The sequence below is a fragment of the Streptomyces tsukubensis genome, from assembly GCF_003932715.1.
In the GTDB taxonomy this organism is placed as follows: domain Bacteria; phylum Actinomycetota; class Actinomycetes; order Streptomycetales; family Streptomycetaceae; genus Streptomyces; species Streptomyces tsukubensis.
The window spans coordinates 1,091,737-1,105,547 of record NZ_CP020700.1 but is presented as its reverse complement, the minus strand read 5'-3'; the positions used below and the strand labels follow the sequence as shown (position 1 = coordinate 1,105,547).

The following is a 13,811-nucleotide window of genomic DNA, read 5'->3' as shown; positions in this document are numbered from 1 at the left end:
ACGCGGGGCCGTCAGGGGGCGGCCAGCAGTTCCCCGTCGATCACGGTGACCGCGCTGCCCGTCAGCAGCGTCCGCGCGCCGCGCAGTGCGGTCCTGACCAGCCCGGAGCGGGCGGTGGTGCCCTGTCGGCCGGTCAGTTCGGTGCGGCCCAGGCGGGCCGACCAGAACGGGGCGAGTGCGGTGTGGGCGCTGCCCGTCACCGGGTCCTCGTCGATACCGGCGTTCGGGAAGAAGCAGCGGGAGACGAAGTCGTAGCCGCTGTCCGGGTCGTCGGCCGCCGCGGTGACGATGATGCCCCGCCGGGAGAGCCGCGCCACGGCCGGCAGGTCCGGGGAGAGCGCGAGCACGGTCTGCTCGCCGGCGACCTCGACGACCAGATCACCGACGGCCGGTCCGGTGTCGTGCACCGAGAGCACCGGGGCGCCGATCGCCCGGTCGACCCCGTCGGGCAGAGCGGCGGGGGTGATGGGGGCGGTGGGGAAGTCGAGGGTGATGGTGCCGTCGTCGTGTGCCGTGGCGGTGAGGATCCCGCAGCGGGCGGCGAAGCGGATGGTCCCCGTGGCGGTGCCCGTGGTGTGCAGGACATGGGCGGTCGCCAGGGTGGCGTGCCCGCACATGTCGACCTCGGTGGTCGGGGTGAACCAGCGCAGTGCCCAGTCGGCGTCGGGCGTGCCCTCGGGCAGCGGGTGGGCGTAGGCCGTTTCGGAGAGGTTCACCTCGGCGGCGACCTGCTGCAGCCAGGCGTCGTCGGGGAACGCCGGGGAGTCGGGCAGGAGGACGACGGCCGCGGGGTTGCCCCCGAAGGGCCGGGGGGTGAAGGCGTCGACGAATCGGATTCTCATGGGGCGACCGTACGGGCGCTCCGTCCCCGGCCGCCAAGGCCAATCGCGGTTCGGCGGCCCCTGTCTCCCGGTGGGTCCGGAGGACCCCGGCGCACCCCGGTCCTGCGGCGATGCACATCGGGCGGCGAGCGAAGGATCATGTCGGTGAGCTTGTTCGGCGACAGATTCCGATATATCGTTGAAGCATCGCGATGGATCAACGATGGAAGGAGTGTCGTGATGGGTTCCTATCGGGACGACAACGAACACGGCCGTCACTGCGGCCCCGGACATCGGGGCCGGGACGGCGCCGAAGGGCGCCGCGGGGCCTTCGGGCAGTTCGGTCCGCCCTTCGGCGGCCCGTTCGGCGGCGGCCGGGGCCGCGGAGGCGGCGGTGGCCGGGGAAGGGCCCGGCGCGGTGATGTACGGGCCTCGATCCTGGCGTTGCTGCGGGACCGGCCGATGCACGGTTACGAGATGATCCAGGAGATCGGGGAGCGGAGCGACGGCGCCTGGAAGCCCAGCCCCGGCTCCGTCTATCCGACCCTGCAGCTGCTGGAGGACGAGGGTCTGATCGTCAGCGCCAGCGAGGGCGGCAAGAAGCTGTTCACGCTCACCGATGCCGGGCGCACCGAGGCCGAGGCCGGTCCTGAGGCTCCGTGGGAAGAGGTCGGCCGCGGGGTCGACTGGGACACGGTCAACGAGATCCGGCAGGCGGGCTGGGGGCTGATGGAGGCCTTCGGGCAGGTCTGGAAGACCGGCAGCCCCGAGCAGCGCCAGAAGGCGGTCGAGGTCATCAACGAGAGCCGGAAGAAGCTCTACCTCATCCTCGCCGACGACGACTGACACCGGTCCCGGCGCCCGGAGGTGCCGGGACGCAAGGAGAAGGGCCTACGGGTTCCGCGCGATGCGTGCGGGACCCGTAGCGCATGTCGGGCCTCGGTGCCGGGTCCGTCGGGCGGGCCGGCGGCGAGCCCGCGCGCCGCGTCCGGTGAACCGCCCGCGCGCCGGCCTCGGGCGGGGGCCGGGCCGGAATCACGGGGTGTGCGCCGGGTCGGGCCCGCCTCCTCCGGCCACCAGCCCGGCCAGCTTCTCCAGTGACTCGTTGAGCGCGGCCGTCGCGGATTCCTGGAGTCTGCCCGCCATCAGCGAGACCGCCGCCCCGGTGAACTCCCCCGCGATCCTGACGACGGTCGCCGCGCCGTCCGGCGTCAGCGAGTAGCGGTTGCCGATGTTCACCCCCATCGGGCCCCGGCCGCGGACGTCCAGCACCAGTCCGGGCTCGAACTCCGCCACCGTCCATGTCACCTCGGCGGGAAAGCCCATGAGCTTCATGTTCTCCCGGTAGGTGGCCCCCGGCTCCAGCGCGGTGGGCGCACCCTCGGGGAAACCGGTGTGCAGGACGTTCCACCGTCCGTACCCGGCGAAGTCCGTCAGCCGGGCCCAGACCTGTTCGGCCGGTGCCCCGATCCGGGCCTCGGCGCTGACTTCGGCCATGCGGCCACCCCTCCCTGTCGGGTCACGGTGCGCGGAAGGTAGCCGGATCGTCCCGAACATTCAATGCGCAGAGGGGGCAGTGCTGTTCGGTCAGTGCTTTCGATCAGTGCTGTTCGATCAGTGCGTGGCGGCGGATCTCGGCGGCGTCGAAGCAGTCGGACGCCCGGGGGTGGGGGCCCTCGTCATGGCAGTGGAAGGCGGCCCAGAACACATCCGCGCGCAGCGCCTCGGCGGGTGCGTACACCCGGTACACGTACTCCCGTCCGTCCGCTGCGGGCAGGGCGACCAACCAGAACATGCCCCGGGTGACGTGATTTCGCCGGTTGCGGTTGCTTGCCCGAGGCACTTTTACGAGGCATCCGGGGCGCAGGGGGCGCGCGCGGGCAAGGCGGCGCGCGGGCCCCGTGGGAAGGTGTCGCGATCTCATCCGCAAGGAGGAGTAATGGGCCAGGTGTGCCCAACTTCTGTGGGATGGGCGAATAGCCCCGGACGGGGACGCTTTCAGGGCCGTTGACTGATGAGGTGGGAGTTGTGCAGAACTCCGCCCCGCGATCGCCCCGCCCGCTGCCCGTACCGCATACCGACCCCAATGGACGGCTCACGCCCGAACTCGCTTCGGTGGTGGCGGGTGCGCGCCGCCGGGCCCTGCGGGACGGGGACCGCCAGATCGACACCGCACATCTGCTGCACTCCCTCCTGGAAGCCGATCCGGAGGCGCGGGCCGCGCTCGGCCCCGGGCCCAAGGTCGCCCGCGTCCGCGGGTATCTCGCGCAGCGGAGCATCGGGTACGGGCTGCGCTGGCGCGGTGCGGTGGAGGATTCGGGCGCGGTGCCCGTCGTACGCCTTCCGCTCCCGCGGTCCGGCGGCGGGGCCTGGTCGCCCTCGGCGGTCGGTGCGGTGGACGGCGCGCTGGAGCAGGCCGCCCGGCGGGGGGCGGGGCGCGCAGCCGGGGTCGATCTGCTCGCCGCGCTGGCGGCCGACCCGGAGTGCCGGGCGGCGGAGGTGCTGCGGCGTGCCGGGGTGGATCCGGAATCCCTCCGGGAGCGGGCCGGAGGCGAGATCGCCGAAGCGTCCTGAGGGTGTCCGGTACGTGACGGGGCACGGCAGTCGGGGTTCCGCCCGGGCGGCGGTGCCAGAGCCTTGCGGCCCCTCGGATTCCGTACCGTCTCGACATGCGTCACCTGGTCGACGCTCATGACGGCTGCTGGCATGATGTGCCGATGCAGGCGACTTCCGGGAGAAAAAGCGGCCTGGGCATCGCCCTGGCCTCCGCCCTTGCGTTCGGCGGTTCGGGTGTGGCGGCCAAGCCGCTGATCGAGGCGGGGCTGGACCCGCTGCACGTGGTGTGGCTACGGGTGACCGGCGCGGCGCTGGTGATGCTGCCGCTCGCCTGGCGGCACCGTGATCTGGTGCGGCGCAAACCGGTGCTGCTGCTCGGCTTCGGACTGCTCGCGGTCGCCGGTGTGCAGGCCTTCTACTTCGCTTCCATCTCCCGGATTCCGGTCGGGGTGGCGCTGCTCGTCGAATACCTCGGCCCGGCGCTGGTCCTGGGGTGGATCCGGTTCGTCCAGCGGCGGCCGGTCACCCGTGCCGCGGCCGTCGGCGTGGTGCTCGCGGTGACCGGTCTGGCCTGTGTGGTCGAGGTGTGGGCCGGGCTGAGCTTCGACGTCCTCGGACTGCTGCTGGCCCTCGGCGCGGCCTGCTGCCAGGCCTGTTACTTCCTTCTGGCGGACCACGGGAGCGGCGACGAGGAGACCCGGGCGGATCCGCTCGGGGTGATCGCCTACGGGCTGCTGGTCGGTGCGGCCGTACTGACGATCGTCGCCCGGCCCTGGACCATGGACGCCGGACTGCTCGGCGGCACGGTCACGATGGGCGGCAGCGAGGTGCAGGCCTGGCTGCTGCTCGGCTGGGTCGTCCTCATCGCGACCGTCTTCGCCTATGTCACCGGCGTCGTCTCGGTACGGAAGCTGTCGCCGCAGGTCGCGGGGGTGGTGGCCTGTCTGGAAGCGGTCGTGGCCACCGTGCTGGCCTGGGTGCTGCTGCGGGAACACCTGTCGCTGCCGCAGATCGTGGGCGGGGCGCTGGTGCTGACGGGGGCGTTCATCGCGCAGTCCCAGGCGCCGAAGGCCCCGTCCGGGCCGGTCGCCTCCGGGGGCGACGTCCGCGCCGGGGATCCGGCCGGCTCCCGGGACGCCGTACACGCCGGGGATCCGGCCCCGGCCGGGCTGCGGCCCGGCGCCGAAGGGGAGTTGTCGGCCGGCCGTTCCGGGGCATAAGGTCCCGATCATGCATTCGACCGTGCTTCCGCCTCCCGCCCGCTAGCGCGGGCGGCGCCCTTCTCCGACGAGGACCGGGCCCGGGGTGTCCCCGGGCGGTCCGTCGCTGCCCGCGTCCCGCGCAGAGCGACGACCTCTTCCCGTCCTTCCTCCACGGAGACCACACGTGTCGAACCCCTCGTCCATCCCTTCCCTCGGTGTGCCCGGGCCCGTGCCGCCGTCCCTTCCCGGCGGCGCGGCCGCCCCGCCCGTCGGGCGGAGCCTGCTCTGTCTGATCGTCGCCGGCCTTGCCTGGGGGACCGCGGGCGCGGCGGCCTCCCTGGTGTTCGCCGCGGGCGGGCCGGGGCCGCTGTCCCTCTCCTTCTGGCGCTGTGCGGGCGGACTGCTTCTGCTGCTCGGGGTGCTGGCGCTGCGGCGGCGGCCGGGAGCGGCGCGTGCCGTCCGTACCGTCCGGCCGGAGTCCCGGCGGCGCAGGCTGCTGCGGATCCTGGGTGCCGGTGCCGGACTCACCGTCTTCCAGAGCGCCTACTTCGCCGCCGTCGACGCCACCGGGCTGGCGGTCGCCACCGTGGTCACCCTCGGGGCCGGGCCCGTACTGATCGCGGCCGGTGCCCGGCTGCTGCTGGGGGAGCGGCTCGGCGGAGGCGGGGCGCTCGCCGTCGGCGGGGCGCTCGCCGGTCTGACGGTCCTGGTACTGGGCGGCGAGGACGGCACCGTACGCACCCCAGGGGTGCTCCTCGCGCTGCTCGCCGCGGCGGGCTATGCGGCGATCACCCTGATCGCCCGGGGGCTCGGCCGCGGCGGCGGGGCCGACGCGGTGACCACCACCGCCTGGTCGTTCGGTATCGGTGCGGTCTGCCTGCTGCCGCTCGCCCTGGCCGAGGGCCTCTTCCCGGCGAGCGGGGATCCGCTGCGCGTGCTGGTGCTGCTGGGGTACGTGGCGGCGGTGCCGACCGCGCTGGCGTACGTCCTCTACTTCGTCGGCGCGGCCGCCGTCCGGGCCGCGACCGTCTCGGTGGTGATGCTGCTGGAGCCGGTCAGCGCGGCCGTCGTGGCCACCGCGTTCCTCGGTGAACGGCTCACCGGCGCAACCGTGCTGGGCACGCTGCTGCTGCTCACGGCGGTCGTGGGGCTGGCCCGGGCGGAAGCCCGCCCGGGTCGCGTCGGGGCGTAGCGGCGGATACGGCTCCGGGGCCCCGCCCGGGCGGGGCCCCGGAGCCGGTGGTGTGACCTGGAGAGGCTCAGTACCCCTGGAGATAGGGGGGCAGTACGACGGAGGGCGCGAGGTCCTCGGCGGGCACCGGGGTGCCGTACGCCCTGCTCACCGGGACCACGCCCGTCCAGTACGGCAGGTCCTGGTCCTCCGGCTCGTCGTTGGGGCCGCCGGTGCGGATCTTCGCCGACACCTCGTCCAGGTCGAGCCGGAGGACGGCCGTCGCCGCCGCCTCCTTGGCGTTCGCCGGGCGGGAGTCGGCTGACCGGCCGGGGACCACGTGGTCGACCAGCGCGTCCAGGGCGGCCAGCTTCTCCTCGGCATCGGTGACCTGGTGGGCGATGCCGTGGACCATCACCGAGCGGTAGTTCATCGAGTGGTGGAAGGCGGAGCGGGCCAGCACCAGACCGTCGAGGTGGGTGACCGTCAGACACACCGCGAGACCGGGGTCCTCGCCGCCCGCCATCCGCAGCGGGCGGGAGCCGGTCGAGCCGTGGACGTACAACCGCTCACCGACCCGTCCGTACAGCGTGGGCAGCACGACCGGGCGGCCGTCGCGGACGAAGCCCAGATGGCAGACGTACTCCTGGTCGAGTATCGCGTGGACCGTCTCGCGGTCGTACGCGGCGCGTTCCCGGCTGCGGGTGGGCACGGTCCGCTCGGTCGGGGCATAGGCGTCCGGGACCGCCGGGACGACATCGGGCGCGGCATCCGACATGACAACTCCATTGCACTAGTGCATAATGCTGTTTGTGCTAGGAGAGTATCGGATTGTGGGGCGTCGCGCATCGGACATTGCGGCCAGCGTGGAGCGCGGGGTGGCCGACGGTGCGCTGGAGCCCGGGCAACTGCTGCCGCCCATGAGGGAGTTGGCGGAGACCCTCGGGGTGAACCCGAACACGGTCGCCGCCGCCTATCGGACCCTGCGCGAGCGCGGGATCATCGAGACGGCGGGCCGCCGGGGCAGCCGGGTGCTGCCCCGGCCGGTCAGTACCGCGCGGGGGGCGCTCCGGGTCGAAGCGCCCCCCGGCGTACGGGACGTGAGCGAAGGCAATCCGGATCCGGCGCTGCTGCCCCCGCTGGAGGACGCCCTCGCCGACGCCGCGCGGCGCAATCGGCAGACCTCGCACCACGGTCTCTACGGGGGGCCCACCGTCGAGCCCGAGCTGGCCCGACTCGCCCGCGTGGCGCTGGACGCAGGCGGGGTGCCGCCCGGGCCCGTCGCCGTGACCTCGGGGTCGCTCGACGCCATCGAACGCGTACTCGCGGCGCATCTGCGGCCCGGGGACCAGGTGGCCGTGGAGGATCCGGGCTGGGGCAATCTGCTCGACCTCGTCCCGGCGCTGGGGCTGCGGCCGGTCCCCGTCCCCGTCGACGACGACGGGCCGCTGCCGGACGGGGTGGCCCGGGCGCTCGCCGCGGGTGCCCGGGCGGTCGTCGTCACCGCCCGCGCCCAGAATCCGACGGGCGCCGCGGTCGGCGCGGAGCGCGCCGCGGTGCTGCGGGACGTCCTGGCCCGCTCCCCGGGCACCCTGCTCATCGAGGACGATCACGGGCACGGCATCGTCGATCTGCCGCTGCACCCTCTGGCGGGGAGCACGGACCGCTGGGCGTTCGTCCGTTCCACGGCCAAGGCCTACGGCCCCGATCTGCGGACCGCCGTGCTCACCGGCGACCCGGTCACCGTGGACCGGGTGGAGGGACGGCAGTTCGTCGGCCCGGGCTGGGTCAGCCGACTGCTCCAGCTCGCCGTCGTCCGGCTGTGGACCACGGGGGCGATCGACCCGGCCGAGGTGGCGGCGGCCTACGGCAGCCGCCGCGACGCGCTGATCGCGGCCCTGGCCCGGCGGGGCGTCCTCGCCCACGGGCGGAGCGGGATGAACGTCTGGGTGCCGGTCGCCGACGAGACCGGGACGGTCGCCCGGCTGCTGCACGCGGGCTGGGCCGTCGCGCCAGGGGCGCGCTTCCGGATCGCCGCCCCGCCCGGTATCCGGCTCACCGTCTCCACGCTCACCGGGGACGATATCGGCCCGCTGGCCGAGGCCGTCGCCCAGGCCGTGGGGCCCGTCAGGCGACGGAGCTACGGCTGAAGGCAACCGCGCCCCGCTCCATCCGCGGACCCTGGAGTGCCGGGCGGGAGGCGGAACGCCCTCATATCTCCCCGGTGCCACCCGAGGCCGCGGAGGCCGGGGCGCGGGTGGGCACCTCTTCGGCCCGTCCGGCCGCCGGGCGGGGATCCGGGTCGGGGTCCGGATCCGGAGCACTCTCTCCGGCTGCCGGAACCTCTTCGGCCGCCCCGGCGCCCCGCGCCTTCACGGGCAACGGGCCCCGGGCGGACGGGACGGAGGGCGAGACGGAGGGCGAGACGGCGGGCTGGACCGGTGGTGGGACGGAGGGGCCGCCCCGCGCCACCGGTGCCGCAGTCCGGGCCCGGGCCCTGGGGCGGGACTGGCTGAGCGCCGCGCCCGCGATGATCACCAGGGCGCCCACCGGAGTGCTCCAGCTCAGATGCTCACCGAGGACCGTCACACCCGCGACCGTCGCGATGACCGGGGTGAAGTAGGTGACCATCTGGGCCGTCGTCGGACCGATTTCGGCGACCAGCCCGTACTGCACGAGCATCGCGAGGCCGGTGGCCAGCGCTCCGAGCGCGGCGACGGACAGCAGCGGCACCACCGGGAACGAGGTCGGGAAACCGGCGAACAGCGGGGTGACGACGGCGAGCTGGACCGTGGCGACCGTCAGCTGGGCGGTGGTCAGCGACAGATTCGAGTGGCTGCTCCCCGCCAGCGTGCGGCGGATGTATATCCAGCCGACCGGGTAGCTCAGGGAGGCCAGCAGCGCCATTGCGGTGCCACCCGGGGCGATCCCGGAGAATCCCTGCCAGGCGCCGAGCACCGTGAGCACCCCGAGGAAGCCGATGCCGAGTCCGGCGACGCGGCGCCTGGTCGGCCGGTCCTCGGAGAGGGCGACCAGGGACAGGACCATGCCCCACAGCGGCGACGTCGCGTTGCAGATCGCGGCCAGCGCGGAGGGGATCGTCTCCTGGGAGTAGGCGAAGAGGGAGAAGGGCAGGGCGTTCAGCAGGAATGCGGACACCGTCAGATGCAGCCAGGTCCGCCGCCCGCGCGGCAGGCCCTCCCGCCGCACCGCGAGGGCCACGGCCAGCACCGCCGTACCGAAGACGAGACGGCCGAGGGTCACCTGGAACGGGGCGAACCCATAGGTGCCGACCTTGGTCAGCAGAAAGCTGAAACCCCATACGACGGAGAGAAAAGCGAAGCGCAGGCGCCAGTCCACCCGGGAGCGGCGGGGTGCGCCCGGGAGGGCGGCGGAGGGGGCGGCAACGGCCCGGGCGGCGGTGGTCATGACGTCTACTGTCGCCCCGAAAATCTCGTAGCACAAGTGATAATTTCTTCCGCGCATGGATTAGCCTTTCTTACATGTTGAATCTGGAGCGCCTGCGGACCCTGGACGCCCTCGCCCGCCACGGCTCGGTGAGCGCCGCCGCCGAGGGGCTGCACGTCACGACCTCCGCCGTCTCCCAGCAGCTCTCCAAGCTGGAGCGGGAGGTCGGACAGCAACTGCTCGCCAAGAACGGGCGCGGCGTGCGGCTCACCGACGCGGGCCGACTGCTCGCCGGTCACGCCGCCCGGATCCTGTCCCAGGTCGAAGCGGCGCAGGCCGATATCGAGGCGCAGCGCGGGCAGGTGGTGGGGGAGGTGCAGGTCGCCGCGTTCCCGACGGCGGCCCGCGGGCTGTTCCCCGGCATGCTCTCCGCCCTCCGGACCGGCCACCCCGACCTGCGGGTGCGTACCCGCGAGACGGAGCCCGAGGACGGTATCCGCGGAGTCGTCCGGGGCGACTACGACCTCGCCGTCGTCCTCGACTGGAGCAACAAGCGGCTGCCCGTGCCCGGCGGGCTGGCCCAGGCCCATCTGCTCGACGACGCGCCCGATGTCGCCATGCCCGCCGGGCACCCCCTGGCGGGCCGGGCGGAAGTCGATCTGGAGGACTTCGCCGACGACGACTGGGTGTCGTGGCCCGAGGGCGAGTTCTGCCACGAATGGCTGACGTTCACGCTGCGCTCGCGCGGAATCGAGCCGCGCATCCCGCATCTGGCGGGCGAGCACCACACCCAGCTGGCGCTGATCGCGGCAGGCTGCGGGGTCTGCGTCACGCCCCGGCTGGGGCGCGGTCCGGTGCCGGAGGGCGTCGCGCTCGTTCCCGTACGCCAGCGGGTGATGCGGCATGTGTACGCGGTGTGGCGCACCGACGCCGACCGGCGGCCGTCCGTCCGGGCGACCGTGGGGGCGCTGGCCGACGCGGCCGCGGCCGTCGGCGCGGCTCCGGGAGCGGGGCGGGCCGGGGCGCTCTGATCCGGCTCCGGGGCCGGCCCGCCCCCGGATCAGGCCGGAGCGGTGCGCCCCGGTTTGCGGAAGTCCCAGGACACCACCGCGTCCGGGGTGAGCCGAAGCCAGGCGTGCCGCCCGTCGTGCGGCATCGCGTCCAGGCCGAAGTACTTCCGGGCGAACAGCATCTCCGGCTCCCGCAGCTCCGCGCACGGCTCCCCGGTCCGCGGGGACGCCCCGACCGGAACCACCGTGCCCGACAGCTCCACACCGCGCAGCTCGCCGTACTCCTCCCCGGCGTCCACCAGGACCGCGATCCGGGGATCGCGCCGCAGATCGGCCCAGCGGCGGCTGCGGACGACGGAGTAGAGCCACAAGGACGTGCCGTCCCAGACGTACCAGAGCGCACCGGCGTGCGGGCGGCCGTCCGGTGAGACGGTCGCGACCCGGCAGGTCCGCTGCCCGGCGAGGAAGGCGTCGGTCTCCTCGGGGGTCATCATGATCCGGCGCCCCCGGCGCTGTGCGTCCGTGGGCCGGCGCTGCTCCGGCACTGCCGCCACCCCCTCCCGGCCCGTACGGAGTGCCCGCACGGACTTGTTGTCTGACGGTGTGTCAGGAAGGATGGGTGTTACGCCTCCGGGGCGCAAGGGTGCCGCGGGGTGGACGCGGTGACCCCGTACCCGGCGGAAGGATCCCGAGATGCCGTCCGGCGCACCGAAACCCGAACCCGGAAGCGGAACCGGAAACGGAAACGGAAACGGGCGGAAGACCGGGCCCGAAGCCGAGGCTGAAACCGGGCCTGGGTCCGCGGCGCGCGACCGGCTGTCCCGGCTGCTCGACCCGGCCACCACCGTCCTGCTCACCGTCGAATGCCAGCGCGGTGTCGTCGGAGTGCGGAGCGCCCTGCCCGAACTCGCCGCCGAGGCGCGGCGCTCCGGAGTCCTGGACCGGATCGCCCGGCTGGCCGCCGCCGCGCGCGCGGCCGGCGTCCAGGTGGTCCACGCGGTGGCCGAGCGCCGCCCCGACGGGCGGGGGGCCAACCTCAACGCCCCGCTCTTCCGGGCTCTCGCGGGCCTCCCCGTACAGCAGCACTCCGGCACCCCGGCCGTGGAACCCGCGCCGCCGGTCGAAGCCGCGGCCGAGGACCTCGTCGTGCGGCGGCTGCACGGTCTGTCGCCCCTCGCCGGGACCGGGCTGGACCCGCTGCTGCGCAATCTCCGCTGCCGGACCCTCCTGATCACCGGAGTGTCGGCGAACGTCGCCGTACCCAACACCGTGTTCGACGCGGTCAACCTCGGCTATACGGCCGTCGTACCGCGGGACGCGATCGCGGGGGTGCCCGCCGACTACACCCCCGCGATGCTCCGTCACACCCTGGCGCCCGTGGCCACCGTCACCACCTGCCGGGCGGTGCTGGACGTCTGGCGCCGGCACACCCCCTGACCCGGGCGGACACCGCCGCGCCGCGGGCGGGCATCAGGCCAGCACGATGGAATCGCCCTCCTGCCGTACCGCGGTGGGCGGCAGCGGGCGCGGAGCCGGGCCGCCCTTGACGCTGCCGTCGGACGCGTCGAACCGGCTGTCGTGGCAGGGGCAGACGATGACGTTGTCCTCCACGCTCCGCACCGCGCACCCCTGATGGGTGCACTTGGCCGAGAAGGCTTTGAACTCGCCTTTCACCGGCTGGGTGATCACCACATCGCCGACCACCTTGCCCCCGCCCTCGGGGATGTCGGCCACCTTGGCCAGCACCTTGCCGCCGCCGTCGGTGCCGCCGTCGGTACCGCCCGAGGTGCCGCCGGTGCTCGCCTCGGTGCTCCCGGCGTCCTTCTTGCCGCTCCCGGACGGTTCGTCGTCCGAGCCGCACGCCGTCAGCGCGACCGCGAGACCGGCCCCGCCCACCGCGGCGACGACGGTCCTGCGGCAGACGGTGCGGGGCTCCCGCTGTGATCCGGACATCTGTGTGCGCTCCTTCTTCTCACGGTCCCGTGGGCCGGGTTCACCAGGATCGTCCGGCCTCTGCGAGGGAGTACGTGCCCGGTCGCGCGCAGGTTCACCGTTTCGGCCGGTACCCCGGCCGGATCCGGGTCAGGCGCCGCGCGCCGTGAGGGCGTCCACCTCGGCCGCGAAGAACAGGGCGGGTTCGAAGTCCATTCCGGCGAAGTGGCCCGAGAGTTCCAGGGAGAGCAGACCGTGCACCCGGGTCCAGAAGGCCAGGGCCAGATGGAGGGCCGCGGGCGGGGCGGGATGCGCGCCGGCCCAGTTCCGGTGGTCCGCGAGATGGCTGTCGAACGGTGTCGGCGGCCCGGCCGGGGCGAGCGCCGCGCAGGCGTCGAGAAGGACGGCCATGATCTCGGACGAGATGCCGGTGATGTCCTCGGGCGCGTGGTAGCCGGGAACGGGGGTGCCGTAGACGAGCAGATACCGCTGGGGGTCCGCCAGGGCCCAGTCGCGCAGTGTGTGCGCCAGCGCGGCGAGGCCGGCACCGGCCGCGGCGGCCGTACGGACGGTGTCGGCGAGGCTCCGGTACGCGTCCCGGACCAGCTCGGTGATGAGATCGTCGCGGCCGGCGAAGTAGCGGTAGAGCGCGGGGCCGCTCATGCCCAGCTGCTTGGCGATGGCGTTGAGGGAGAGCGCGGACGCCCCTGCCGCGGCGATCTGCTCCCAGGCGCGTTCTTTGATCTCCGCGCGCACTTGGGCCCGGTACCGCTCCCGGGGAGTCCCCGGATCCGCGTCCCCCATGGACGGCCACCTCTCCCGGCGTCTCCGTGACGGCTCCAAGATTTCGTTAGAGGTTATCACTCAACCCGTTGACCGGCCGTCTCATTCAGTTATAGCTTCTAACGAAAGCGAGAGCAGTTAACGGTAGGGTTCCTTCCGGCCCGCGAAACGACCGACAAGGGGAACGACATGTCTACGTTCATGGGGTTCATGGGCACCGGAATCCGCGCCGCCCTGTGCACCACCACCCTCCTCTTCGGCCTCCTCGGCACCGCCGCCGCGCCCGCCGCGGCCGGCCCCGACCGCCCCGGCGCGCCCCTCACCTGCCGCGGCCAGGGCGTCGACCCCGGCGCGAAGGTTCGCCACCGGACCGAGACCGTGATCGACGCCCCGCTGCACACCATCTGGAAGCTCCAGACCGATGTCGCGCGCTGGCCGTCCTGGAAGGGCTCCGTCACCAGTGCCGAACGCCTGGACCACGGCCCCTTCAGGAAGGGTTCGGCCTTCCGCTGGACCCTCCCCGTACCTCCCAACCCGGTCACCCCCGCCACCGAAATGGAGATCACCTCGACCGTCGGGCAGCTCAAACGCGGCTCCTGCATCCGGTGGACCGGCCCCGCGACCGCCGAGGGGCTGCGCATCGACGGCATCCATGTGTGGACCTTCACCAAGGTGCCGGGCGGGGTCCGGGTCGCCACCGAGGAGACCCACACCGGCCCCCAGGTCGAAGCGGTCCCCGAGATCGCGACCGAGATCCTCCGGCAGGGCCTCGAAGCATGGCTGCGCGATCTGAAGACCGCCGCCGAGACGGGATCCGGCACCGGCCGGCACTGAACCGCGGAACGCCGGGCCCGCGCCTCCACCGTCCGTTTTGGATTCGCGCCTCCGGATCCGGCCGGGGTGCCTTTCGTCCCGGGTACGGACGGCG

At 73.7% G+C, this 13,811-nt stretch carries 16 protein-coding genes; 8 read left to right on the top strand and 8 right to left on the bottom strand.

The window, feature by feature from the left end; translation table 11 throughout:
* Positions 1 to 11: 11 nt before the first annotated feature.
* Positions 12 to 842 (bottom strand): PhzF family phenazine biosynthesis protein, encoded by an 831-nt coding sequence (locus B7R87_RS03515; RefSeq protein WP_006350458.1) that lies wholly within the window; start codon positions 840 to 842, stop codon positions 12 to 14.
* A gap of 219 nt (positions 843 to 1,061) precedes the next feature.
* Between B7R87_RS03515 and B7R87_RS03510 the strand changes: the two genes are divergently transcribed.
* Positions 1,062 to 1,667 carry a PadR family transcriptional regulator gene (locus B7R87_RS03510; protein ID WP_006350459.1) on the top strand — a complete coding sequence of 202 codons (606 nt, stop codon included), beginning with the start codon at positions 1,062 to 1,064 and terminating at the stop codon, positions 1,665 to 1,667.
* 189 nt (positions 1,668 to 1,856) lie between these two features.
* Here the strand turns inward: B7R87_RS03510 and B7R87_RS03505 are convergent, their stop codons facing one another.
* The gene (locus tag B7R87_RS03505) at positions 1,857 to 2,318 is read right to left on the bottom strand and encodes a type II toxin-antitoxin system Rv0910 family toxin (RefSeq protein WP_006350460.1); all 462 of its coding nucleotides are present in this window, start codon (positions 2,316 to 2,318) and stop codon (positions 1,857 to 1,859) included.
* 103 nt (positions 2,319 to 2,421) lie between these two features.
* A complete protein-coding gene (locus tag B7R87_RS03500; RefSeq protein ID WP_006350461.1) occupies positions 2,422 to 2,616 on the bottom strand; it encodes a hypothetical protein in 195 nt (64 codons plus the stop codon).
* Between the two features lie 233 nt (positions 2,617 to 2,849).
* Here B7R87_RS03500 and B7R87_RS03495 point away from each other — a divergent pair, with 233 nt between their 5' ends.
* From B7R87_RS03495 to B7R87_RS03485, 3 genes are all read left to right on the top strand, one after another.
* Complete coding sequence (locus tag B7R87_RS03495) at positions 2,850 to 3,395, top strand: Clp protease N-terminal domain-containing protein (protein ID WP_130585350.1); 546 nt, start codon at positions 2,850 to 2,852, stop codon at positions 3,393 to 3,395.
* Between the two features lie 143 nt (positions 3,396 to 3,538).
* Positions 3,539 to 4,597: an EamA family transporter gene (locus B7R87_RS03490; protein ID WP_006350463.1), complete on the top strand. Its 1,059-nt coding sequence runs from the start codon at positions 3,539 to 3,541 to the stop codon at positions 4,595 to 4,597.
* Positions 4,598 to 4,796: 199 nt separating this feature from the next.
* Positions 4,797 to 5,771, top strand: a complete 975-nt coding sequence (locus tag B7R87_RS03485) for a DMT family transporter (RefSeq protein WP_040916885.1) — start codon at positions 4,797 to 4,799, stop codon at positions 5,769 to 5,771.
* Between the two features lie 67 nt (positions 5,772 to 5,838).
* Here the strand turns inward: B7R87_RS03485 and B7R87_RS03480 are convergent, their stop codons facing one another.
* Positions 5,839 to 6,528 carry a pyridoxamine 5'-phosphate oxidase family protein gene (locus B7R87_RS03480; RefSeq protein ID WP_006350465.1) on the bottom strand — a complete coding sequence of 230 codons (690 nt, stop codon included), beginning with the start codon at positions 6,526 to 6,528 and terminating at the stop codon, positions 5,839 to 5,841.
* 34 nt (positions 6,529 to 6,562) lie between these two features.
* Here B7R87_RS03480 and B7R87_RS03475 point away from each other — a divergent pair, with 34 nt between their 5' ends.
* Positions 6,563 to 7,900, top strand: a complete 1,338-nt coding sequence (locus B7R87_RS03475; RefSeq protein WP_130585349.1) for an aminotransferase class I/II-fold pyridoxal phosphate-dependent enzyme — start codon at positions 6,563 to 6,565, stop codon at positions 7,898 to 7,900.
* A 61-nt stretch (positions 7,901 to 7,961) separates the two neighbouring features.
* Here B7R87_RS03475 and B7R87_RS03470 read toward each other — a convergent pair whose 3' ends face one another.
* Positions 7,962 to 9,179 (bottom strand): DMT family transporter, encoded by a 1,218-nt coding sequence (locus B7R87_RS03470; RefSeq protein ID WP_006350468.1) that lies wholly within the window; start codon positions 9,177 to 9,179, stop codon positions 7,962 to 7,964.
* A 74-nt stretch (positions 9,180 to 9,253) separates the two neighbouring features.
* Between B7R87_RS03470 and B7R87_RS03465 the strand changes: the two genes are divergently transcribed.
* Positions 9,254 to 10,189 carry a LysR family transcriptional regulator gene (locus tag B7R87_RS03465; protein ID WP_130585348.1) on the top strand — a complete coding sequence of 312 codons (936 nt, stop codon included), beginning with the start codon at positions 9,254 to 9,256 and terminating at the stop codon, positions 10,187 to 10,189.
* A 29-nt stretch (positions 10,190 to 10,218) separates the two neighbouring features.
* On the opposite strand, the gene B7R87_RS03460 is transcribed toward B7R87_RS03465, so the two are convergent.
* Positions 10,219 to 10,662, bottom strand: coding sequence for a pyridoxamine 5'-phosphate oxidase family protein (locus tag B7R87_RS03460; protein ID WP_040916888.1), 444 nt, complete (start codon positions 10,660 to 10,662; stop codon positions 10,219 to 10,221).
* Between the two features lie 199 nt (positions 10,663 to 10,861).
* On the opposite strand from B7R87_RS03460, the gene B7R87_RS03455 reads away from it, so the two are divergent.
* The gene (locus B7R87_RS03455) at positions 10,862 to 11,605 is read left to right on the top strand and encodes an isochorismatase family protein (protein ID WP_006350471.1); all 744 of its coding nucleotides are present in this window, start codon (positions 10,862 to 10,864) and stop codon (positions 11,603 to 11,605) included.
* 33 nt (positions 11,606 to 11,638) lie between these two features.
* Here B7R87_RS03455 and B7R87_RS03450 read toward each other — a convergent pair whose 3' ends face one another.
* Both B7R87_RS03450 and B7R87_RS03445 read right to left on the bottom strand, forming a co-directional pair.
* The gene (locus B7R87_RS03450) at positions 11,639 to 12,121 is read right to left on the bottom strand and encodes a Rieske (2Fe-2S) protein (protein WP_006350472.1); all 483 of its coding nucleotides are present in this window, start codon (positions 12,119 to 12,121) and stop codon (positions 11,639 to 11,641) included.
* A 129-nt stretch (positions 12,122 to 12,250) separates the two neighbouring features.
* Positions 12,251 to 12,904 (bottom strand): TetR/AcrR family transcriptional regulator, encoded by a 654-nt coding sequence (locus B7R87_RS03445; RefSeq protein ID WP_006350473.1) that lies wholly within the window; start codon positions 12,902 to 12,904, stop codon positions 12,251 to 12,253.
* Positions 12,905 to 13,072: 168 nt separating this feature from the next.
* Here B7R87_RS03445 and B7R87_RS03440 point away from each other — a divergent pair, with 168 nt between their 5' ends.
* Positions 13,073 to 13,717: an SRPBCC family protein gene (locus B7R87_RS03440; RefSeq protein ID WP_233168760.1), complete on the top strand. Its 645-nt coding sequence runs from the start codon at positions 13,073 to 13,075 to the stop codon at positions 13,715 to 13,717.
* Positions 13,718 to 13,811 lie beyond the last annotated feature (94 nt).